Here is a 21,688-nt window from a genome sequence, read left to right on the forward strand (position 1 = left end):
ATCGACGGCGTCAGGCTACCGGGTGATCAAACTCGCCCGAGACGGGCCAGCAACACGGCGGACGGGACGGGGTGCGCACCCCGGCGGCGCACCGAGTCGGCGACCGCGCGATCGGACGTCACCACCACCACGGGACGCCCCTCGGGCTCCGCCGTGACCAGGGCACGGATGACGTCATCGGCCAGAACACCGGGATCGCTGAAGAGCACGCGCACGCCACGAGGGGCCGCCGCGGGCACGGCCACCACACCGGCGCCGTCGAACACCAACGTCACCTCGGCGCCCGTGCGCGCGGCCAGCACCGCCAGCTGGTGCACGAGCCGGTCGCGTTGGTCCGACAGCGACAGCTCCGGATAACCGGTCTTCGTGACGTTGTAGCCGTCCACCACCAGGTGCACCGCGGGCAACGCCAGCAGCCGGTCGAGCGCCGCCGGGTCCTCGACCCGGCCGACGGTCCCCTGCGAGGCGCTGGCACCCCGCACGAGATCGGCGGGACGCGGTCCGCTGCCGCCCAGGGCCAGTTCGCGGCGCAGTCCCGTCACGGCGCCGTCGAGGGTGTCCACGAGCAACGCGAGGCGCACCTCGTCGGCCTGCCGGGCCTCGCGCGCGGACTGGCGCGCCACCTCGGCGTCGGCGATCGCGCGCTGCGCCTTGCCGCGCTCGGTCTCGGCGCGTTCGCGTTCCCGGTCGCGCTCGGCGGACAGGCGCTTGACCTCGTCGTCGGTGCGTTCCTGGATCTTGCCGACCTCGGCGGCGGCGGCCTCGGCGGCGTCCTTGGCCTCGCGCAGCTTCACGCCCTGCTCGCGCAACCGCTTGCGCAGGCGTTCCAGCTCGACCTCGGCCTCCGCGCGGACGCGTTCGGCGGCACCGTCGAGCTGGGCGCGTTCGGCCCGCAACCGTTCCAACTCGCCTTCGAGCCGTTCGGCGCGCACGACGGCCGCGTCCCTCTCGGCCCGCAGCGTCGCGTCGCCAACCCGCCGCGACACCAGCTCCACGTAGTGCGGTGCCACGTCGTCGCCGGTCAGCACCGCCGCGGCGGCCGCCGTCACCGGGTCCGGCGAGGTCACCTCGAGCGTCGACGGCCTGTTCTTGCGCAGCCACTCGACCACGGCGGTGCGGAAGTTCGCCGAGTCCCGCAGCCCCGCCACGACCTGCGAGCCACCGAGCCGGGCACGTTTCGTCGGGGCGAACTTCGCGACGGGACGCAGGTGCTGCGGCACGTCGACCTTGGCCATCTCACCCAGCGCGTCCGCGCCCAGCTCCGCGAGCCTCACCCGCAACGGTTCCGGCAGCGCCGACCAGTCCACAGTGGATTCGTTTGCGGATTCGTTTGCGAATTCCCCTGCGGACTCACCCGCCTCCGCGGCAGGCTGGTCGATCTCGTGCTCGGGCACCGGTTCGGACACCCCCACAGGCTAGAGCCCTCGCACTCGAGCGGCGCACGGACGTGTCCGCGGCGGCAACAACGATCTGGAAAAGATCACCTGAACTCCACTCCAATGGAGCAACCGCAGGTCAGGGCACTCCCGAAGATCGCCGGCGAAAATTGTCAGACCCCGTCGCTAACGTCAGCCGCGTGACCGGACAACTGTCCTTCGACGAGCTCGGGACGCCGCTGCGCGACACGACGTTCGTCGTCTTCGACCTCGAGACCACGGGCGGCAGCAACGAGGAGGACGCCGTCACCGAGATCGGCGCGGTGAAGGTGCGCGGGGGCCAGGTGCTCGGCGAGTTCGCCACGCTCGTGGACCCGGAGCGCGGCATCCCGCCGATGGTGGCGCAGCTGACCGGGATCACGCAGCTGATGGTGACGGGCGCGCCGACCATGAAGACGGTGCTGCCCGCGTTCCTCGAGTTCGCGGCGGGGGCGGTGCTGGTCGCGCACAACTCGGGCTTCGACGTCGGCTTCATGAAGGCCGCCTGCGAACGCCACGGCTACCGCTGGCCGAAGCCGTCGGTCGTGTGCACGGTGAAGCTCGCCCGGCGGGTGCTGAGCCGCGACGAGGCGCCGTCGTGCCGCCTGTCGGCGCTCTCGGACCTCTTCCACACGGAGACCAAGCCGACGCACCGCGCCCTGGCCGACGCCCGCACGACGGTCGAGGTGCTGCACGCGCTGCTGGAGCGCGTCGGCAACGTGGGCGTGCACTCGCTGGAAGAACTGCTCGCGTACCTGCCGGAGGTGACACCGGAGCAGCGCCGCAAGCGCTCGCTGGCCGCCCACCTGCCCAACACGCCGGGCGTCTACCTCTTCCGCGGCCCGAAGGAGGAGGTGCTCTACGTCGGCACGGCCTCCGATCTGCGGCGCCGGGTCCGCCAGTACTTCACGGCGAGCGAGGGCCGCCGCAGGCTGCGGGAGATGGTCGCGCTCGCCGTCCGCGTCGACGCGGTGGAGTGCGCCCACCCACTGGAGGCGGAAGTGCGCGAACTGCGCCTCTTACGCGCTCACCGCCCCGCCTACAACCGCCGCTCCAAGAACCCGCACCACGCCTGGTGGCTGACCCTGACCGACGAGCCGTTCCCCCGGATCTCCCTGGTCAAGGTCCCGCGGGACGGCGCGCTGGGCCCGTTCCGCACCCGCAAGGCGGCCGAGGCGGTCGCCGAGGCCCTGCTGGACGCCGTGCCGCTGCGCTCGTGCACCATCAAGATCCCGGCCACGAACCAGCGGGCCTCCCCGTGCGCACTCGCCGAACTGGACCGCTGCCGCGCTCCCTGCGCGGGCAAGCAGACGGTCGACGAGTACTCCCCCGCCGTCATCGCCGTGCGCGACCTGGTCGTCGGCCGCAGCGCCGACCCGCTGCGCACCCTCGTCACCCAGCTGAACGGCCTGGCCTCGGCCGAACGCTTCGAGGAGGCCGCCCGCCGCCGCGACCGCCTGGCGGGACTGGTCAGGTCCCTGGACCGGGCACAACGCCTCGCGGCCCTCGCCGCACTCCCCCAGCTCGTGGCCGCACGACCGGACCGCGAGGGCGGCTGGGAGTTCGCGGTCGTCCGCCACGGCCGCCTCGCCTCCGCCGGGGTGGCCCGCCGCGGTACCCGCCCGATGCCGGTGGTCGACGCGCTCGTCGCCTCGGCCGAGACGGTCGTCCCGACACCGGGCCCGCTGCGCGGCGCGCCCCCGGAGGAGGCCGGTGTCGTCCTGCGCTGGCTCGACCAGCCGGGCACCCGCCTCGTCTACGCGGACGAGCCGTGGTCGTCCCCCGCCGGCGCCGCCGCGGCCTGGCTCCCGTGGGCCGAGCAGGCGGCGAGCGCCCGCCCGATCCACGACCACTGGAACTGACCTGTCAGAGACCGTGGCGGCGGACCACGCCGTACGGGTTTTCGGTGTGCGGGTCCGAGGTGCCGAGCGTTGCGTCCGTCCGCACGCCGGCCGCGCGTCATGAGCGGTGACGTCCTCACGCCCCTGATCAGCCGGTAGGGCAGACTACGGGTGCTTGAGACACCGGAGCCCAAGACCCGAGGAGGACGCCGTGGTCACCGCCATCGTGCTGATCCAGGCCGCCGCCGAACGCATTCCCGAGGCGGCGCAGGAGATCGCCGACATCGACGGAGTCACCGAGGTGTACTCCTGCGCCGGTGACGTCGACCTGATCGCGCTGGTGCGAGTGAGCAAGCACGAGGACCTCGCCGCCCTGGTGCCCGGCAAGATCAGCAAGGTCGCCGGCGTGCTGAACACCGACACGCACATCGCGTTCCGCAGCTACTCCAAGCGCGACGACGAGGCCGCGTTCTCCATCGGCCTGGACGACGCCCAGTAGGAACCGGCAAGTTGGAGCCTCCAACGACCGAAAGGCCCCCGTGAGAAGTTCACGGGGGCCTTTCGGTCGTTCAGCTGGAGGTCAGGCCTTCGGGTCGGAGGGCCTGCCGGCGAGCTCGCTCGCCTCGTCCTGGGAGCTGGTGCCCTCGGAGGCGTGGATGTGCCTGCGCGCGTTCTGCAGGGCCACGGTCTCCTCGACCGGGTCCGGCGACAACGTGCTGCCCGCGACCGGGTGACCGGCCGAGCCGAGCTTGTTCATCTTCTTCGGCACCGACGCACCCTGGTAGGCCAGCGGGATCGGGTGGCCGTGGTCGTCCACCGGGCCCAGCGGCTGGTGGATCTCGATGAACTCACCGTGCGGCAGGCGCTTGATGATGCCCGTCTCCACACCGTGCTCGAGCACCTCACGGTCCCCGCGCTGCAGGCCGATGCAGATCCGGTACGCCACGAAATACGCCACCGGCGGCAGCACCAGCATGCCGATGCGGCCCATCCACGTCGTCAGGTTCAACGAGATGTCGAACTGGTAGGCGAAGATGTCGTTCGCACCCATGAGCAGCAGGACCATGAAGTACGTGATCGCCATCCAGCCCAGCGCCGTGCGCACCGGAACATCGCGCGGGCGCTGCAGCAGGTTGTGGTGCGCGTAGTCCTTGGTCATCCGGCGCTCGATCCACGGATACGCCGCCGCGATGCCGGTCAGCAGCGGCAGACCGAGGATGAACGGCAGGAACGGCGCCGGGATCGTGTAGTTGCCCAGGTAGAACTCCCACGCCGGCCAGATCCGCACCAGGCCGTCGGTCCAGCCCATGTACCAGTCCGGCTGCGACCCGGCGGAGACCTGCGCGGGGTTGTACGGGCCGATGTTCCAGATCGGGTTGATCTGGAACACCCCACCCATGATCGCGATCACGCCGACGACGATGGCGAAGAAACCACCGCCCTTCGCCGCGAACACCGGCATGATCCGGACACCGACGACGTTGGTCTCCTTGCGGCCCACACCGGGGAACTGCGTGTGCTTCTGGTACCACACCAGCGCCAGGTGCGCCGCGATCAGACCCAGGATGATCGCCGGGATGATCAGGATGTGCGCGGTGTAGAGCAGCGGGATGATGTCCGTGCCCGGGAACTCCCCGCCGAACATCAGCCAGTTCAGCCACGTACCGATCACCGGGAACGAGATCAGCAGCGCCGCCATCACCCGCAGGCCCGTACCCGAGAGCAGGTCGTCGGGCAGCGAGTAGCCCAGGAAGCCCTCGATCGCGCCCAGCATGAACAGCACGATGCCGATGACCCAGTTGATCTCACGCGGCTTGCGGAACGCACCGGTGAAGAAGATCCGGAACATGTGCACCACGATCGCGCCCATGAACAGCAGGGCCGCCCAGTGGTGCACCTGACGCACGAACAACCCGCCACGGGTCTCGAACGAGATGTCCAGAGTGGACGCGAACGCCCGCGACATCTCGATCCCGCGCAGGTTCTCGAACGCCCCGTTGTAAGTGACCTCCGTCATCGACGGGTCGAAGAACAACGCCAGGTACGTACCCGACAGCAACAGCACGATGAAGCTGTACAGCGCGATCTCACCGAGCAGGAACGACCAGTGCGTCGGAAAGACCTTGTTCAGCTGTTTGCGCAGGCCAGAGGCCGCGTGGAACCGCTCGTCGGCAGCGTTGGCCGCCGCCCCTGCGACGCGCGCGGCCGCGTTGGCCGGCTTCGTCGGCGTGGTGATGGCACTCATGACTTCCGCTCCCAGAACGCCGGACCCACAGCCTCGATGAAGTCACTGCGGGCTACCAAGTATCCCTCTTCGTCCACAGTGATCGGAAGCTGCGGAAGAGGACGGGTCGCCGGGCCGAACCGCGGCTTCGCGTATTCGAAGACGTCGAACTGCGACTGGTGGCAGGGGCAGAGCAGCAGACCGGTCTGCTGCTCGAACAGCGACGTCGGGCAACCCAGGTGCGTGCAGATCTTCGAGTACGCGTAGAGGTCACCGTAGTTGAAGTCCTCCTGGCCCGCGCGCTTGGTGATCGCCTGGTTCGGGCGCATGCGGATGAGCATGACCGGGGCGTCGGCGCGCTTGAGGGCGGCGACCAAAGCGTGCTCGTCGTCGCGCTCGGACTCGCGGAACGGGAAGACCGTCTCGAAACCGCCGGGCTCGACGTCCTCGGGACGCACGAGGGAGACCTCGTGGAAGTTGCCGGTGTGGCGGCGCAGGTAGACCTTCTCGCCCGGCTTCTCCGGCTTCCAGCCGGTGTGCCAGAGCGAGTTCTTGGTCTCGTTGTCCGAGTGCGGGTTTTTGACGAGCGCGCCCAGCGGAACGGCGGCGACACCGAGACCCAGCACGCCGGCGCCGAGGCCCGCGGTGCGCTTGATCAGGCTGCGGCGGCCGATGCCGCTGCGCTCACCCGCGTCGGCGAGCTCCGCGACCAGCGTGGCGCGGTCGACCGCGGTCGACGGGCCGTCGTGGCGCTGCTGCACCGCGAGCTCGTCGGGCAGGAACTTCTTGGTGTACAGCAGGGCGCCGATGCCGAGGCCCACCACCGACAGGCCCAGGAACAGGCCGATCAGCGGGTTGTACAGGTTGTGCAGGAAGTGACCCGACTCGTTCGACGGGGACTCGTACTCCCACGGCCAGAACAGGAAGACGCCGAGGAACGCGAGCCCCGACAGCGCCGAGACGAGGAACCACACGGCCACCGAACGCTGAGCGCGACGCTCGGCGCGGGTGCCGGGGACCGGGAACTTCTCCTCGTAGTGGACGAGCTCGACGCCGTCCATCTTCGTGCCGAGCTTGACGAGGTCGTCCCGGCTCATCTCCGCGAGCTCTGCCTCGCTGGGCAGCTCGGTCGGCTTGTCGCCGCTCATGCCTTGGCTCCGATCCAGAGGGTCACGCCGATGAGCGCGGCGATGCCCACGATGAACGCGATCAAGCCCTCGGAAACAGGTCCGAACCCACCCAGGGCGTTGCCGCCGGAGTTGTTGTTCCCGTCGGTGACCGACTTGACGTACGCGATGATGTCTTTCTTCTCTTCCGGCGTGAGCTGGCGCTCGCCGAACTTCGGCATGTTCTGCGGACCGCTCAGCATCGCCGTGTAGATCTGCTCCTCGGTCACACCGTCGAGCGCCGGTGCGAACTTGCCGGAGGACAGCGCGCCACCACGACCCGTGAAGTTGTGGCAGCTGGCGCAGTTGAGGCGGAAGAGCTCGCCACCGCGGGCGGGGTTGTCGCCGCGCAGGGCCTCACCGGACTCGGAGGGCTTCTTCGGGCCCTCGCCACCGTTCGCGGTGATGTAGGCCATCAGCGCGTTGATCTCCTCGGGGGAGAGCTTCGCGGGCTTGCGGATGGCCTGCGCCTCCTGCCGTGCCATGGGCATGCGGCCGGAGGAAGTCTGGAAGTACACCGCGGCGTCGCCGACGCCGACGAGGCTCGGCCCGCGGTCCTTCACACCTTCGAGGGATGAGCCGTGGCAGCTCAGGCAGGTGTTCAGGTAGATCTGCTCGCCCTGGCGGACCAGTGCGTCCTGCTGCTGCGCCTGGGCGGTCTGCGCCTGGGGCGCGAAGGCGGCGAACAGCATGCCGGCGCTCAGCAGGCCGAAGCCCAGTGCGAGCAGTCCGGCGACCCGGCGGCGCAGCTTGGTGCGGGCGCCGCGGGGGCGTTTCGTCGTGGTGGTCATGGTGTGCGGCAACCCTTGCTGTCAGTTCGGGAGCTCGTGGCTTGGCTGCGTGCCGGCTGGGTCAGGGCACGATGTAGATGATGGCGAACAGGCCGATCCACACGACGTCGACGAAGTGCCAGTAGTACGACACGACGATCGCGGAGGTGGCCTGTGCCGGCGTGAACTTGCTGAGCTTCGTCCGGATCAACAGGTATACGAACGCGATCAGACCGCCGATGACGTGCAGGCCGTGGAAGCCGGTCGTCAGGTAGAAGACGGTGCCGTAGGCCGAGGACGGGATCGTGGTGCCGTGTTCGACGAGCTCGATGTACTCACCCGCCTGACCACCCACGAAGATCGCACCCATGATCAGCGTCACGATGTACCAGCGACGCAGACCGAAGACGTCTCCCCGCTCCGCCGCGAACACGCCCCACTGACAGGTGAAGGACGACGCGACCAGGATGATCGTGAAGACCGACGCGTAGGGGATGTTCAGGTGCGTGGGGGGCGGGGGCCAAGGTCCCTCGTTCTGGGCCTTCACCGTGAAGAACATGGCGAAGAGGCCAGCGAAGAACATGAGCTCGCTGGACAGCCAGACGATCGTGCCGACGCTGACCATGTTCGGGCGGTTCAGCGAGTGCACGCGCTGGCCGATTGAAGGCGCTGCCGTGGTCACGAGCAGCATTATTGCTTGCGCTATTTCCGTCCGCCCATCGGGTCCTGGGCAGATCTTGGGCCGGGCGGGTCACACGCAGGGTGATCGCGAGGAGATCGACGAATGAGCTTGCTGGGCCGATTGCGCGACGTGCTGCGCAGGTTCCTGGGTCGCGAGGAGGAGCCGTCGCTGGCCGTCGACGACCCGGACCTCGTCGTCGTGGTCGAGGCGTTCGACATCGCGGAGGCCGATTCGGCCGCCCTGGCGCGGTCCCCGCGGTGGCGTGCCGACGACCTCGCCGTGCTCCGGCACCACGTGCGCATCCCCGCTGACCAGGTAGAACGCGCGCGAGAGCTGCTCACGCCGGAAGGCTGGGTGCTGGTCGCCGGTGATATATCGCATATCAGTCGGGTGCAGAAGCTGGACGCGCTGCACTGCGCCCAGGAGCGGTCGCGGATGGCCTCGCTGGCGCAGCGGCTCGGCGGTGAGGCCCTGGGGTGGGACGCCCTGCAGAAGCCGGGCGAGCCCGCCCGATAGCATCACGGCGACCTTGGTCACTTTCTTCAGGACCGCAGTCGGCAGTCGCAGCGGAGGGCCCAGAGATGAGCACGCAGACCACGAAGATCCTGGTGTTCAGCCACCGTCCCGAGGTGCGTGAGACGATCATCACTGCGATCGGCCGCCGTCCCGCGCCGGACCTGTCCCGCGTCGAGTACCTCGAGGTCGGCACCATCGCGGACGTCCTCTACGAGGTCGACAACGGCACCGTCGACCTGCTGATCCTCGACGGCGAGGCCCAGCCGACCGGCGGCATGGGCCTGTCCCGCCAGCTCAAGGACGAGATCACGAACTGCCCGCCGGTCGTCGTGGCCGTGCGCCGCAAGGACGACAGGTGGCTCGCGACCTGGTCGCAGGCGGACGCGGTGCTGGTGCACCCGCTCGACCCGCTGGCCGCCGCCGAGACCGTGGCCGAGGTGCTGCGGGGCTCGGCTGTGCCCGTCGTCAAGGGCTGATCCCGTCATGAGCCAGCGCACCTGGCCCTCGCTGCTCAACCGGCTGCTCGACGGCGTCGACCTGACCGCGGACGACACCGCCTGGGGAATGGACCAGGTGATGTCGGGCGAGGCGACGGCGGCGCAGATCGCGGCGTTCATCGTCGCGCTGCGCGCCAAGGGCGAGACGCCGGAGGAGGTCGACGGCCTCGCGACGATGATGCTCGAGCACGCGAACCGGTTCACGGTGGACGTGCGGGCGACCGACATCGTGGGCACCGGCGGTGACCACTCCGGTTCGGTGAACATCTCGACGATGGCCGCGATCGTGACGGCCGCCGCGGGCGTGCCCGTCGTCAAGCACGGCAACCGGGCCGCGTCGTCGCAGTGCGGCACGGCGGACGTGCTGGAGGCGCTGGGCGTCGCGATCGACCTGCCGGCCGAGGGCGTGCGGGAGACCGTGCGCGAGCTCGGGATCGGGTTCTGCTTCGCGCCGGTGTTCCACCCCGGCTTCCGCCACGCGGGCCCGGTGCGGCGCGAGATCGGCATCCCGACGTCGTTCAACCTGCTCGGCCCCCTGACGAACCCCGCGCAGCCCACCGTCGGCCTGATCGGCTGCGCGCGGGCGGCCGCGGCGCCGCTGATCGCCGGCGTGTTCGCCCGGCGCGCCAACACGGCGCTGGTGGTGCGGGGCGACGACGGCCTCGACGAGATCACCACGACCACGACGACGTCCGCGTGGCTCGCGCAGGACGGCGTGGTGCGCACCGCGACCATCGATCCGGCCGTGCTCGGCGTGAAGCCCGCCCGCGAGGAGGACCTGAAGGGCGGCGACCCGTCGGTCAACGCCCAGGTGGTCCGCGACCTGGTGGCGGGAAAGACCGGATCGGTGCGGGACGCGGTGCTCGTGAACGCGGCCGGGGCCATCGCGGCGCACGGCGGGTTCTCCGACGACCTGCACGCGGACCTGACGGCCTCGCTGAGCCGCGCGGCCGGTGCCATCGACTCCGGTGCCGCGGCGGGCCTGTTGAGCCGCTGGGTGGAGCTCTCGCAGGCGTTGAAGGCGTCCCCGAAGTAGGCCCCGGAGTAGGCCCCGGAGCACGCATTGCGGGAGCCGCGGAGCGGTTTCGGTCACGCGTCGTCGTCGGCGCGTGACCCTGCTCGCACGGACGCCGCATCGGCCTAGCCCGAGCGAGTGATCGGCCGGAGATGCGCCTCACGTGGTAACGCCGTGGCAATCGTCACCTGGAATGCTGGAGTCATGGCCTTCCTCTACCCGGTGATGAAGCACGTCGTCGCTCGCACAGCCCGTCTCGTCTACCGCCCGGTGGTCGAAGGTCTGGAGAACATCCCCACCGACGGCCCCGTCATCCTCGCGGCCAACCACCTCAGCTTCATCGACAGCGTCGTGATCCCCATGGTCGTGCCGCGCCGTGTGTCGTTCCTCGCGAAGGCCGAGTACTTCACGGGCACGGGCCTCAAGGGTTCGCTGTCGCGCTGGTTCTTCTCCTCGCTCGGCCACGTGCCGGTGCACCGCGGCAAGGGCCGCGACGCCCGTGCGGCCCTCGACACGGCCGCCGAGATCCTCGCGCGCGGGGACGCGTTCGCCATCTACCCCGAGGGCACGCGCTCGCTCGACGGCATGCTGCACCGCGGCCGCACGGGCGTCGCCCGCATGGCGCTCGAGTCCGGCGCCCCGGTCATCCCGGTCGGCATCATCGGCACGGACAAGGTGCAGCCCGTCGGCAGCAGGTTCCCGAAGATCGTCCCGGTGACGGTCCGCTTCGGCGAGCCGCTCGACTTCAGCCGCTACGACGGCATGCAGGAGTCGCTGCCGGTGCTGCGCAGCGTCACCGACGAGATCATCTACCGCATCCTGGACCTGAGCGGTCAGGAGTACGTCGACGCGTACCAGAAGACCCCGGTGCCCGCGGCGGCGTGATTCTCGCGTGAACCACGAAGGCCCTCTCCGTCACGGAGGGGGCCTTTTTCGTGCGATATGCGATGTATCACATATCGGCGGCAAAAATTCGAGGCCCCCTCCGTGACGGAGAGGGCCTCGAACGAACCTGAGCGATATCCGGTATATCGGATATCAGTCGTGGTTGGGACCGGTGTGGTACTCGAACACCAGGCCACCGACCATGATCAGCACCATGACGACGGCGATCACCAGCAGCCACACGTGCCAGAACGCCACCGCGACACCCGTGGTCGCCGCCGCGGCCGCGAGGCCGACCGGCCAGTACGAGCCGGGGCTGAAGAAGCCCAGCTCACCGGCGCCGTCGGACACCTCGGCGTCGGGGTTGTCCTCCGGCCGCACCTCGATGCGGCGGGCGACGAACCGGAAGTAGGTGCCGGTGATGAGGGCCAGGCCACCGGTCAGCGCGAGCGCCACCGTGCCGGTGGGCTCGACGTGGCCGGTCGCCAGGTGCGTCCAGTAGCCGTAGACGACGGCCATCAGGAACGAGAAGGCCATCACCAGGTCGAATACGCGAGCTTCGATCTTCATCGCGGAATGTCCCTACTTCTGGCCCGCACCGGAGGCTTCACGAGCCGTCCGGTCGGTGTTGAACGGGGTCGTCGTCGTGGCCAGCGGTGAGCACCACTCGTCACAGTTCACCTGGGAGAGGGCCTCGGCCGTGGTGTACGGCTTGCCCGTCTTCTCGTTGATCTCCTTGCGGAGCGCGATGTACTTGTCGAAGTCGGCCTGCTCGAGCGCGCGGACCTCGAAGTTCATCACCGCGTGGTACGAGCCGCAGAGCTCGGCGCAGCGGCCGACGAATGCACCGGGACGGTCGATCTGATCGATCTGGAAGACGTTGTCCTGGTTGTTCTTCTCCGGCTGCGGGAAGACGTCGCGCTTGAAGTGGAACTCCGGCACGAAGAACGAGTGGATGACGTCCGTCGAGCGCAGCGTGAACTGGATGCGCTTGCCGGCCGGCAGCACCATGATCGGGACCTCGCCCGAGGTGCCGACCGTGCTGACGACGTTGCCCTCTTCGGTCTTGTGGTCCGGGTACTGGAACTCCCAGTTCCACTGGAACGCGATGACGTCGACGTTCACGTCGGGCTTGCCCGACTTGTCCGTGACGTAGTTCTGCGTGATGGCGGTGAAGTAGAACAACACCGCCACGATCACCGTCGGCACGACGATGAGCACGATCTCCAGCGGGAGGTTGTACGCCGTCTGACGCGGCAGCTCCTCCGACTTCTTGCGGTGGAACACCACCGACCACAGGATCAGGCCCCACACGATGACGCCGACGACGAGCGCGGCGATCACGGACCAGGTCCAGAGCTCGCGCATCTTCTCGGCCTGCGGCGTGACGGCCTGCGGCCATCCGAAGCGCAGCACCTCGTCCGTGGAGCAACCGGTGGCCCCGATACCGACCAGGCTCACAAGCCCAGCGGTCTTCACCAGCCGGGATGCCCTGGTGCCCTCCTTCAGGCCCACTGCTCGCCCGCCTCCTCGTTCACAACTACTGGTCATGCCAACGGATCAAGCGGGAGCGTAGCCCAGCGCAACCTCGCTCACCCCTTGGGGGCACCGCCGCTGCGGTGCAGTTTCGGTCACACGGAGCCCTTTCGGCATACTGGGGACTTCCCCGTGGTCTTCCCCTTCATGTCTTTTGAGAGGTGCGAGAGCCTTGTGCGGCCTGGCAGGACTTGTTTGCCCCAGCGAGAACGAGGCTGAGAACGCACGTCCGGCGGTGGAGGCGGCGCTGCGCTGCATGCGGCACCGCGGTCCGGACGAGAGCGGCACCCGTCGGGTCGACGAGGTCGTCTTCGGCTTCAACCGCCTCGCCATCATCGACATCGAGCACTCCCACCAGCCGCTGACCTGGGGTCCGGCGGAGTCGCCGAGCCGGTACACGATCAACTTCAACGGCGAGATCTACAACTACCTCGAGCTGCGGGCCGAGCTCACCGAGAAGCACGGCGCGGTGTTCCACACCGACGGCGACACCGAGACCATCGTCGCCGCGTACCACTACCTCGGCCCGGCGGCGATCTCGAAGCTGCGCGGCATGTTCGCGTTCATCATCTGGGACGCCGAGCGCGAGGTCCTGTTCGGCGGCCGCGACCCGTTCGGCATCAAGCCGCTGTACTGGGCGCAGGGCCAGAGCGGTGTCGCGTTCGCCAGCGAGAAGAAGGTCCTGCTGGAGATCGCGTCCTCGATCGGCATCGCGCCGAAGATGAACGTGAAGGGTCTGCAGCACTACCTCACGTTGCAGTACGTGCCGGAGCCCGAGTCGCTGCACGACTCGATCCACCGCGTCGAGTCCGGGCACTCGTTCACGCTGGTCCCGGGCGAGTCGCCGCGGTTCGAGCGGTACTTCCCGGCGCAGTTCAAGGTCCGCACGGTCCGCAGCGAGGCCGAGGCGAACGCGCTGTACGACGAGATCACGGCCGCGCTGCGCGACTCGGTCGCCAAGCACATGCGCGCGGACGTGACGGTCGGCTCGTTCCTGTCCGGCGGCATCGACTCGACGGTCGTCGCGGCCCTGGCCAAGGAGCACAACCCGGACCTGATCACGTTCACCACGGGCTTCGAGCGCCAGGGGTTCTCCGAGGTCGACGTGGCCGCGGAGTCGGCGGCGCTGATCGGCGTGAAGCACGTGGTCCGCACGGTCAGCGCGCAGGAGATGATGGACTCCCTGCCGCTGATCACCTGGTACCTCGACGACCCGGTGGCCGACCCGGCGCTCGTGCCGTTGTGGTTCATCGCGCGTGAGGCGCGTCAGCACGTGAAGGTCGTGCTGTCCGGTGAGGGCGCGGACGAGCTGTTCGGCGGGTACACGATCTACCGCGAGCCGTTGTCGCTGGCGGGCTTCGAGAAGGTGCCGGGCGCGCTGCGCAAGGCGATGGGCAAGGTCTCCACGAAGATCCCGCACGGCGTGCGCGGCAAGGACCTGCTGCGTCGTGGCGCGTTGACGCTGGAGGAGCGCTACTACGGCAACGCGCGCATCTTCCTCGACGACCACCTGCGCCAGGTGCTCAAGACGTACGACCCGTCGGTGTCCCACATGGACGTGACGGCGAAGCCGTACCGCGAGTCCGCCGCCTGGGACCCGGTGACGCGCATGCAGCACGTCGACCTGTTCACGTGGCTGCGCGGCGACATTCTGGTCAAGGCCGACAAGATGACCATGGCGAACTCGCTGGAGCTGCGCGTCCCGTTCCTCGACCCCGAGGTCTTCAAGATCGCGTCGCAGATCCCGAGTGAGTTGAAGATCACGAAGGACACGACGAAGTTCGCGCTGCGCAAGGCGATCCGCGACATCGTGCCGGCGCACGTGCTGAACCGCCGCAAGCTCGGCTTCCCGGTGCCGATCCGGCACTGGCTCAAGGACGAGATGCACGACTGGGCCGTCGACGTCGTGCGCGCGTCGCAGACCGACCAGTACATCGACAAGACCGCGGTGCTGCGGCTGATCGAGGAGCACCGCTCGGGTGTGCTCGACCACAGCCGCCGCATCTGGGCGCTGCTGGTGTTCATGATCTGGCACGGCATCTTCGTCGAGGGCCGCATCCAGCCGGTGGTGCCGGAGCCGCACTACCCGGTGAAGCTGTAGGTCGCGGGGCCCCTCTCCGGAGGGGCCCTCTCCCGTTCTACCGGCGTCCCTGCGCGCTGCACATCGCGTACGAGCTGAGGACGACCTCGGGAGACGCCATCAGTTCCAGGTAGCGGTCGAACTCGGCGTCGGTGAGCGGGAGCTTCGCGCGCACCAGGCGTGCGGTCGTGGCGAGCAACCGGCAGCCGGCGGACCCGCCCTCCCACTCCTGCACGTCGCGGGAGCCGCTGACGTCGTTCAGCCCGGCGTCGAGCAGCGCCCTCTCGATGCGCGCACCCCACGCCAGTTCGGCGCCCGCCTGGTCCAGCAGCGTCAGCAGGGCGTTCTTCACCCGCATGATCAGCTTCGCGTCGTCGGGAGCGGCGGAGAGGACTTCGAGCGGGAGGCAGTCGAACTCCTCCAGCACGAGCCAGCCGCCGGGCCGCAGCGAGTCGCGCAGCTTGCGCAGGACGAGTTCGCGAGCGGGCAGGTAGAAGAGCACCAGGCGGGCGTGGACCAGGTCGAACGCGTTGCCCGGCAATATATTGGATACCACGTCGTGCTCCAGGACCGTGACGTTGTCACGCTCCTCGAGCCGCCTGACGTCGATGTCGGTGACCGTCACGTGCCCGGACGGGGCGACGACGTCGGCCAGCCAGTTCGCCACCGATCCCCCGCCACCTCCGACCTCGAGGCAGCGCCAGCCGTCCGCGACACCCAGCTGCTCGACGCGGGCGAACGTGCCCGCGTCGAGCAGGGAGCTCAGCGCGTCGAACTTCGGGTCGGGCGACTCAGCGGTGTCGCCGAACAGGTACGTCCCCATTGTCCGATCATGGCAGGACGGGGGCGATCTCCTCAGCGGCTTCCGCACCGAACGCGCCACGAATGCGGGCGAGCGCCGCCTCGCGCTCGATCACCCACTCCTGCGTGCCGACGGTCTCGAGCACCTCGACGGCGATGAACGAACCCAGCTGAGCGGCGCGTTCGATGCTCAGGCCCGCGGTGATGCCCGCCAGGAAGCCCGCGCGGAAGCCGTCGCCGACGCCGGTCGGGTCGGTCTTCGCGACCTCGGGGACGGCGGGGACGTGCAGCGAGAAGCCGTCGCGGTCGACGATCTCGACGCCCTTGGCGCCGAGCGTGGTGACGCGCTTGCCGACGCGGGCGAGGACGTCGGCCTCGGTCCAGCCGGTCTTCTGCAGCAGCAGTTCCCACTCGTAGTCGTTGCTGAAGAGGTACTCGGCGCCCTCGACGAACGCGCGCGCCTGGGCGCCGTCCATGCGGGCGAGCTGCTGCGACGGGTCGACGGCGAACTTGTAACCGCGCTGACGGCACTCCTCGGCGTGGCGGAGCATGGCCGCGGGGTCGTCCGGACTGATGACGACGAGCTCGAGGTTCTCGACACGACCGGCGATCGGCGCGAGCTCGATGTTGCGCGACTCGGCCATCGCGCCCGCGTAGAACGAGGCGATCTGGCACATGTCGGCGTCCGTCGTGCAGACGAACCGCGCGGTGTGCGCGACCTCCGACACGTACACACCGGACGTGTCGACGCCGTGCCGCTCGAGCCACGAGCGGTAGTCGTCGAAGTCCTTGCCGACGGCGCCGACGAGCACAGGCCTGACCCCGAGCACACCGAGGCCGAACGCGATGTTCGCGCCGATGCCACCGCGACGGACCACCAGGTCGTCGACCAGAAAGCTCAGTGACACGCGGTCGAGACGCTCCGCGACCAGCTGGTCCGCGAAACGACCCGGAAAGTGCATCAGATGGTCGGTCGCGATGCTGCCGCACACGGCTAGGGGCACGTCGGCTCCTCTTTTCTTTGTTGCGCTACGTGACAACTCACCCGGACGAGTACCGCGTGAAGACTACTGTTTGGTAGGGCTATCGCAGGTCAGACCGCCGACATACGGTCACGGTGTGACGATCCCAGAGGCGACCACGATGAGTGAACTGATCGAGGACTGCGCGCAGCTCCCCGTCGTGCTCATCCACCCCGAGCACCCCCTCCCCGCCCCGCGCGACGCCGCGCCGTGGCAGGTCGACGAGCGGTGCGCCCACCAGGTCGAAGGCCTCGCCGAATACGGCGTGTGACCTTCGGAGATCTGGTCCGGCGCGGGCTCCAGGATCCGGTGGCCGTGGTTCCGTCTCAGGGGCCTGGTCTCCGACCTCCGGCGTCTGACTTCCAGGGTCGGGCTCCCAGCGCCAGCCCTCGACGAAAAAGCTGACCCCGGGTCTCGCGTCCGGGTCTCACCCGGCAGGGGTTTCCGGTCCACACGCGGAGAGGCCGCGTTCCCGTCGATGCGGGAACGCGGCCTCTCCGCGTGGTCGCCTTAGTGGAACGAGTCGCCGCAGGCGCACGACCCGCCGGCGTTCGGGTTGTCGATCGTGAAGCCCTGCTTCTCGATCGTGTCCACGAAGTCGATGACGGCGCCTTCGACGTACGGGGCGCTCATGCGGTCGACGGCGACCTTCATGCCGTTGAAGTCGACCATCGCGTCACCGTCGAGCGCACGCTCGTCGAAGAACAGCTGGTAACGAAGGCCTGCGCAACCACCGGGCTGGACGGCGATGCGCAGGTGCATGTCGTCGCGACCCTCCTGGTCCAGCAGCGCCTTGGCCTTGACGGCGGCCGCATCGGTCAGCGTCACGCCGTGGCTGGGCGCCTCGGAGGCGGTCGAAGCGGCATCCTGAGCGGTCGTCATGGCTCTCCTAAGAGGTCCTTTGCGGGCGGTTCACCCATCAACAACACGGGCGTGCCCCGCCTTGTTCCACTTCCCATGGTCCCACAACGACACGTCATGTCGCCCCGGGTGTCGACTGTCACGTGGACCACGCTCGGGCCGGCCGATATATCAGCGCTGGACACGCACTTCAGCGAGACCACTGGTTCGCGACGTGCCTGGCCGTCGTGACGAGGCTGTCGCGGGCCTCCTCCATCGCCTTCTGCACGGAGCCGACGTGCTCGGACACCGAGTACGCCTCCTGGACGCCGGCCGCGCCCATCTCGCGGCGGCCGACGCTGACCTGGCCCGCGACGGCGACGCACGGGATGCCGCGTTCAGCGGCGCCGCCCGCGACGGCGGTGATGAGCTTGCCGCGCAGGGACTGCCAGTCGAAGCTTCCTTCGCCGGTGACGACGACGTCGGCGTCGTCCAGGGCGGCGTCGAGGCCGGTGAGTTCGCGGACGAGACCCGCGCCCGACGTCACCGTCGCGCCCAGGGAGAGCAGCGCGGCGCCCAGGCCACCCGCCGCCCCGGCACCCGATATATCGGATACGGGTTTGAGGACGTCCATGGCGGCGAGCTTCGCTTCGAGGCGTTCGACGGCTTCCGGGGACGCGCCCTTCTGCGGGCCGAACGTCCTGGCGGCGCCGTGCGGGCCGAGAAGCGGGTTCTCGACGTCGGACGCGGCGACGAGCGATACACCGGTCAGGTCGACGCCGGCGGCGCCGTCGGCCTCGGCCAGGGCGGCGAGCATGCCGGCGCCGCCGTCGGTCGTGCCGGAGCCGCCCAGTCCGACGATGACGACATCGACGCGGCTGGCACCGGCCGGGATGACATCGTTGTCATCCGCGCCCGTCCCGGACGCGACGGCAGCCGCGATCAACTCGCCGACGCCTCGCGTCGTCGCCGTCTCGCAGACCTGTGGGCGGAGCTCCTTCGGGATGAGGTGGAGGCCGCAGGCTTCCGCGGACTCGATGTATGCAACGTGTCGACCGGTTGCATCAGGGCCGTCCGCGCGCACGCTGAGCCAGCGGGCCTCGACGGGCTCGCCCAGCGGGCCGGTGACGGTGATATATCGGATATCGCCGCCCGTCGCGGCGTGCAGGACGTCGACGAAGCCGGGGCCTCCGTCGGCGAGCGGGCGTTGGACGACGACGTCGTCGGGCTTGGCCTCGTGCCAGCCGGTGGCGATGGCGTCGGCGGCCTCGCGGGCGGTCAGGGTGCCGCCGAAGCAGTCCGGGGCGATGAGTACGCGCACCTCGCGAAAGGTACAGAAAACCCGCTGCCCTACCCTGATGGTGTGAGGTTCTTGCGCCGCAACTCCGACGACACCGCAGCCACGGCCACGGAGGCGACCGACGAGGTCGCCGAGTCCACCCGCACCGCGGGCAAGGGCCGGCCCACGCCCAAGAGGCGTGAGGCGCAGGGTCGGCGCACCGGTCCGGTCCCGCCGCCTCCCCGCACGCAGCGCGAGGCGTTCAAGCGCATGCGCGGCAACAAGGTGAGCAAGGAAGAGCGCCGTGCCGCGGCCACCGAGCGCCGTCAGCGCATGATGGCGGGCGAGGACAAGTACCTGCTGCCGCGCGACCGCGGTCCGGTGAAGGCGTACATCCGCGACCTCGTCGACTCGCGCCGCAACCTCATGGGCCTGTTCATGCCGCTCGCGATCCTGGTGTTCGTGGCGCTGCTGACGCCGTCGCTGGCCGTGCAGCGGTACGCGACGCTCGCGACGACGTTCATGCTGCTCGCGATGGTCATCGAGGGCATCGTGCTCGGCCGCCTCGTCACGAAGCGGGTGCGGGCCAAGTTCCCGACCGAGCCGATCAAGGGCCTGTCGATCGGCTGGTACTCGTTCATCCGCGCGAGCCAGATCCGCAAGCTGCGCGTGCCCAAGCCGCGCGTGAAGCCGGGCGACACCCTCAAGTAGTGCGCGAGAAGCCTCGCAGGCTCCAGCTGCCGGAGAAGCTCCGGTGGAACCACAACGCGTGGTACCGCCGATGGCTCCTCCGGCAGTTGCCGTCCCGGGCCGGGTCGGCGCTCGACGTCGGCTGCGGGCTCGGCGAGCTGGCGCGGCAGATCAGGGCCGACGAGGTCACCGCGATCGACGCCAGCGCCCGCATGATCGAACGGGCGAGCGCGACGAGCGCCGGGGTGCGGTGGATCCACGGTGACGTGCTCACCCACGACCTCGGTCGGTACGACGTCGTCACCGCGGAGGCGAGCCTGCACCACCTGCCGCTGCGGGTGGGCCTGACCCGGCTCGCCGAGCTGGTCGGGCCGGGCGGCAGGCTGGTCGTCGTCGGGCTGTACAGGACGGCGACGCGGGCGGACAGGGCGATGGAGCTCGTGACGCTGCCCGCGAACGCGCTCGTCGGGCTCGTGAAGGCCCTGGGTGGTGGCGAGGAGCCGCACGACCCCGAGATGCCGGTCGTGATGCACGCCCCGACCTTGAACGAGATCCGTGCGGCGGCGGCCGAGATCGTGCCCGGCGCACGGATCCGGCGGCACCTGTTCTGGCGGTATTCCATGGTGTGGCACGCTCCGGAAGTTCATTAGCAGCACGAACGATCTGGTCTAGGCTGCGAGCATGGAGTTTCGACGTCTCGGGCGCAGCGGCCTCAACATCAGCGCGATCACGTACGGCAACTGGCTGACCCACGGCTCGCAGATCGAGGAGGACGCCGCCACCGCGTGTGTGCGCGCGGCCCTCGACGCGGGTGTGAGCAGCTACGACACCGCCGACGTGTACGCGAACACAGCGGCGGAATCGGTGCTCGGACGCGCGCTGAAGGGCGAGCGCCGCGAGTCCCTCGAGATCTTCACGAAGGTCTACTGGCCGACCGGCCCGGGCGGCCCCAACGACCGGGGCCTGGGCCGCAAGCACATCATGGAGTCCGCGAACGCGTCCCTGAAGCGGCTCCAGACCGACTACGTCGACCTCTACCAGGCGCACCGGTGGGACGAGACCGTCCCGCTGGAGGAGACGATGACGGCCTTCGCCGACCTCGTGCGGCAGGGCAAGGTCCTCTACCTGGGCGTCTCGGAGTGGACGGCCGAGCAGATCGCGCGCGGCGCCGCCCTCGCCCGCGAGCTGAACGTGCCGCTGGTCTCCCACCAGCCGCAGTACTCGATGCTGTGGCGCGTGATCGAGCCCCAGGTGATCCCCACTTCCGAGCGTGAGGGGATCTCACAGATCGTCTTCTCGCCGATCGCCCAGGGCGTCCTGACGGGCAAGTACCTGCCGGGCGCCGAGCTGCCGGAGGGCTCGCGGGCGGCCGACGAGCGCGGCTCGAAGATGATCGCCCGGTGGATGCGCGACGACGTCCTCACCGCCGTGCAGAACCTCAAGCCGATCGCCGAGGAGGCCGGTCTCACGCTGGCCCAGCTCGCCGTGGCGTGGGTGCTGCAGAACCCGAACGTCGCCTCCGCGATCATCGGCGCGTCGCGTCCCGAGCAGGTGACGGAGAACGTCAAGGCCGTCGGCGTGAAGCTCGACGCCGAACTGCTGAAGAAGATCGACGCCGTCCTGGAGGGCCTCGTCACCGACGACCCGCGGCTCACCGCCCAGGGCTGATCTACTCGGCCGGGTGCAGGCTCATCGGGCCGTACACCTCGGACTCCGCACGCAGCAGCGTGACCTGCTCGACCCCGGCGTCGAGCAGGTCACGCCACTGGGCGCCGAACCACTCCTCGGCCTCGGTCTGGTCCGCGAACATCACATCCGGGCCCGCGACGTCGCGTCCGTGTGCATCCTGGTACCGCCAGCGGTATTCCACGGACGAAGGCTAACCCTTGTCACCTCGCACGCTCGTGCTCGGAGGAGCGCGTTCAGGCAAGTCGGCGCACGCGGAAGGCCTGCTCACGGAGCAGGTCGTGACCTACGTCGCCACGGCGCGCAGATATCCCGACGACCCGGACTGGGACGCGCGCATCGCCCTGCACGTGGCGCGGCGGCCGTCCACGTGGCACACGGTCGAGGCGTCCGCTCCGGCCGACCTGCCCGCCCTGCTCACCGCGACGCAGTACGACGACCCGCCGATCCTGGTGGACGACCTGTCGACGTGGCTGGTCGGCGTGCTGGACGACGCCCGTGCGTGGGAGGGCGGCCACTCGGACTCGGTCACTCCCCACCTCGACCAGCTCGTGCGTTCGGTCGCCACGTGCCGGGCGCGGCTGGTGCTCGTGACGGCGGAGGTCGGCCTCGGCGTCATCCCGTCGACGCGCTCTGGCAGGCTCTTCCGCGATCACCTCGGTGCGCTCAACGCGCGCGTCGCCGAGGTGTGCGACGAGGTCACGCTCCTCGTCGCCGGCATCCCGTTGAAACTGCGTTGATCA

Annotated in this window: 24 protein-coding genes; 12 read left to right on the top strand and 12 right to left on the bottom strand. The window is 69.5% G+C overall.

What is annotated here, in order from left to right; translation table 11 throughout:
• Positions 1-26: 26 nt before the first annotated feature.
• Positions 27-1,406, bottom strand: coding sequence for an NYN domain-containing protein (locus ND450_RS22570; protein WP_371927394.1), 1,380 nt, complete (start codon positions 1,404-1,406; stop codon positions 27-29).
• A gap of 170 nt (positions 1,407-1,576) precedes the next feature.
• Here ND450_RS22570 and ND450_RS22575 point away from each other — a divergent pair, with 170 nt between their 5' ends.
• Positions 1,577-3,277: a DEDD exonuclease domain-containing protein gene (locus tag ND450_RS22575; protein WP_253320748.1), complete on the top strand. Its 1,701-nt coding sequence runs from the start codon at positions 1,577-1,579 to the stop codon at positions 3,275-3,277.
• 190 nt (positions 3,278-3,467) lie between these two features.
• Positions 3,468-3,755, top strand: a complete 288-nt coding sequence (locus ND450_RS22580; RefSeq protein WP_030465012.1) for an Lrp/AsnC family transcriptional regulator — start codon at positions 3,468-3,470, stop codon at positions 3,753-3,755.
• 81 nt (positions 3,756-3,836) lie between these two features.
• Here the strand turns inward: ND450_RS22580 and ND450_RS22585 are convergent, their stop codons facing one another.
• From ND450_RS22585 to ND450_RS22600, 4 genes are all read right to left on the bottom strand, one after another.
• Complete coding sequence (locus ND450_RS22585) at positions 3,837-5,501, bottom strand: cytochrome bc complex cytochrome b subunit (RefSeq protein ID WP_253320749.1); 1,665 nt, start codon at positions 5,499-5,501, stop codon at positions 3,837-3,839.
• The gene (locus ND450_RS22590; RefSeq protein ID WP_089922508.1) at positions 5,498-6,628 is read right to left on the bottom strand and encodes a ubiquinol-cytochrome c reductase iron-sulfur subunit; all 1,131 of its coding nucleotides are present in this window, start codon (positions 6,626-6,628) and stop codon (positions 5,498-5,500) included. The genes ND450_RS22585 and ND450_RS22590 overlap by 4 nt, the downstream gene beginning before the upstream one ends.
• The gene (locus ND450_RS22595; protein WP_253320750.1) at positions 6,625-7,437 is read right to left on the bottom strand and encodes a c-type cytochrome; all 813 of its coding nucleotides are present in this window, start codon (positions 7,435-7,437) and stop codon (positions 6,625-6,627) included. Before ND450_RS22595 ends, ND450_RS22590 begins: the two co-directional genes overlap by 4 nt.
• Before the next feature lie 61 nt (positions 7,438-7,498).
• Entirely contained in the window at positions 7,499-8,107 is a 609-nt protein-coding gene (locus tag ND450_RS22600; protein ID WP_253320751.1) for a heme-copper oxidase subunit III, read from the bottom strand.
• A 93-nt stretch (positions 8,108-8,200) separates the two neighbouring features.
• On the opposite strand from ND450_RS22600, the gene ND450_RS22605 reads away from it, so the two are divergent.
• The 4 genes from ND450_RS22605 to ND450_RS22620 all read left to right on the top strand — a co-directional run bounded on the left by ND450_RS22605 (position 8,201) and on the right by ND450_RS22620 (position 11,011).
• The gene (locus ND450_RS22605) at positions 8,201-8,614 is read left to right on the top strand and encodes a hypothetical protein (RefSeq protein ID WP_253320752.1); all 414 of its coding nucleotides are present in this window, start codon (positions 8,201-8,203) and stop codon (positions 8,612-8,614) included.
• A 65-nt stretch (positions 8,615-8,679) separates the two neighbouring features.
• Positions 8,680-9,090 carry a hypothetical protein gene (locus ND450_RS22610; RefSeq protein ID WP_253320753.1) on the top strand — a complete coding sequence of 137 codons (411 nt, stop codon included), beginning with the start codon at positions 8,680-8,682 and terminating at the stop codon, positions 9,088-9,090.
• Positions 9,091-9,097: 7 nt separating this feature from the next.
• The gene (gene trpD / locus ND450_RS22615) at positions 9,098-10,147 is read left to right on the top strand and encodes an anthranilate phosphoribosyltransferase (protein WP_253320754.1); all 1,050 of its coding nucleotides are present in this window, start codon (positions 9,098-9,100) and stop codon (positions 10,145-10,147) included.
• Between the two features lie 183 nt (positions 10,148-10,330).
• Positions 10,331-11,011, top strand: coding sequence for a 1-acyl-sn-glycerol-3-phosphate acyltransferase (locus ND450_RS22620; protein ID WP_253320755.1), 681 nt, complete (start codon positions 10,331-10,333; stop codon positions 11,009-11,011).
• Positions 11,012-11,164: 153 nt separating this feature from the next.
• Here ND450_RS22620 and ND450_RS22625 read toward each other — a convergent pair whose 3' ends face one another.
• Positions 11,165-11,581 (bottom strand): cytochrome c oxidase subunit 4, encoded by a 417-nt coding sequence (locus ND450_RS22625; RefSeq protein WP_089922501.1) that lies wholly within the window; start codon positions 11,579-11,581, stop codon positions 11,165-11,167.
• A 12-nt stretch (positions 11,582-11,593) separates the two neighbouring features.
• The gene (gene coxB / locus ND450_RS22630; RefSeq protein ID WP_245786494.1) at positions 11,594-12,526 is read right to left on the bottom strand and encodes a cytochrome c oxidase subunit II; all 933 of its coding nucleotides are present in this window, start codon (positions 12,524-12,526) and stop codon (positions 11,594-11,596) included.
• A 193-nt stretch (positions 12,527-12,719) separates the two neighbouring features.
• Here coxB and asnB point away from each other — a divergent pair, with 193 nt between their 5' ends.
• Positions 12,720-14,648, top strand: coding sequence for an asparagine synthase (glutamine-hydrolyzing) (gene asnB, locus ND450_RS22635; RefSeq protein WP_253320756.1), 1,929 nt, complete (start codon positions 12,720-12,722; stop codon positions 14,646-14,648).
• A 37-nt stretch (positions 14,649-14,685) separates the two neighbouring features.
• Here the strand turns inward: asnB and ND450_RS22640 are convergent, their stop codons facing one another.
• Together ND450_RS22640 and ND450_RS22645 are read right to left on the bottom strand one after the other, a co-directional pair.
• The gene (locus ND450_RS22640; protein WP_253320757.1) at positions 14,686-15,450 is read right to left on the bottom strand and encodes a class I SAM-dependent methyltransferase; all 765 of its coding nucleotides are present in this window, start codon (positions 15,448-15,450) and stop codon (positions 14,686-14,688) included.
• Positions 15,451-15,457: 7 nt separating this feature from the next.
• Positions 15,458-16,390: a carbohydrate kinase family protein gene (locus tag ND450_RS22645; protein WP_253327977.1), complete on the bottom strand. Its 933-nt coding sequence runs from the start codon at positions 16,388-16,390 to the stop codon at positions 15,458-15,460.
• A gap of 157 nt (positions 16,391-16,547) precedes the next feature.
• Between ND450_RS22645 and ND450_RS22650 the strand changes: the two genes are divergently transcribed.
• Positions 16,548-16,721, top strand: coding sequence for a hypothetical protein (locus ND450_RS22650; RefSeq protein WP_253320758.1), 174 nt, complete (start codon positions 16,548-16,550; stop codon positions 16,719-16,721).
• Between the two features lie 239 nt (positions 16,722-16,960).
• Here the strand turns inward: ND450_RS22650 and ND450_RS22655 are convergent, their stop codons facing one another.
• Both ND450_RS22655 and ND450_RS22660 read right to left on the bottom strand, forming a co-directional pair.
• Positions 16,961-17,332, bottom strand: coding sequence for an iron-sulfur cluster assembly accessory protein (locus ND450_RS22655; protein WP_089922497.1), 372 nt, complete (start codon positions 17,330-17,332; stop codon positions 16,961-16,963).
• 169 nt (positions 17,333-17,501) lie between these two features.
• Complete coding sequence (locus ND450_RS22660) at positions 17,502-18,611, bottom strand: glycerate kinase (protein WP_253320759.1); 1,110 nt, start codon at positions 18,609-18,611, stop codon at positions 17,502-17,504.
• 42 nt (positions 18,612-18,653) lie between these two features.
• Between ND450_RS22660 and ND450_RS22665 the strand changes: the two genes are divergently transcribed.
• From ND450_RS22665 to ND450_RS22675, 3 genes are read left to right on the top strand one after another with little or no spacing between them, the layout of a single operon-like run.
• Entirely contained in the window at positions 18,654-19,280 is a 627-nt protein-coding gene (locus tag ND450_RS22665) for a DUF3043 domain-containing protein (RefSeq protein WP_089922495.1), read from the top strand.
• The gene (locus ND450_RS22670; protein WP_253320760.1) at positions 19,280-19,909 is read left to right on the top strand and encodes a trans-aconitate 2-methyltransferase; all 630 of its coding nucleotides are present in this window, start codon (positions 19,280-19,282) and stop codon (positions 19,907-19,909) included. The genes ND450_RS22665 and ND450_RS22670 overlap by 1 nt, the downstream gene beginning before the upstream one ends.
• A gap of 31 nt (positions 19,910-19,940) precedes the next feature.
• Positions 19,941-20,927, top strand: a complete 987-nt coding sequence (locus ND450_RS22675; protein ID WP_089922494.1) for an aldo/keto reductase family protein — start codon at positions 19,941-19,943, stop codon at positions 20,925-20,927.
• Position 20,928: 1 nt separating this feature from the next.
• Here the strand turns inward: ND450_RS22675 and ND450_RS22680 are convergent, their stop codons facing one another.
• Positions 20,929-21,129, bottom strand: coding sequence for a hypothetical protein (locus ND450_RS22680; RefSeq protein ID WP_089922493.1), 201 nt, complete (start codon positions 21,127-21,129; stop codon positions 20,929-20,931).
• Between the two features lie 16 nt (positions 21,130-21,145).
• Here ND450_RS22680 and cobU point away from each other — a divergent pair, with 16 nt between their 5' ends.
• Positions 21,146-21,685, top strand: a complete 540-nt coding sequence (gene cobU / locus ND450_RS22685) for a bifunctional adenosylcobinamide kinase/adenosylcobinamide-phosphate guanylyltransferase (protein WP_253320761.1) — start codon at positions 21,146-21,148, stop codon at positions 21,683-21,685.
• Positions 21,686-21,688 lie beyond the last annotated feature (3 nt).

Origin of the sequence: Lentzea sp. HUAS12 (assembly GCF_024125735.1) — a bacterium.
In the GTDB taxonomy this organism is placed as follows: Bacteria; Actinomycetota; Actinomycetes; order Mycobacteriales; family Pseudonocardiaceae; genus Lentzea; species Lentzea albida.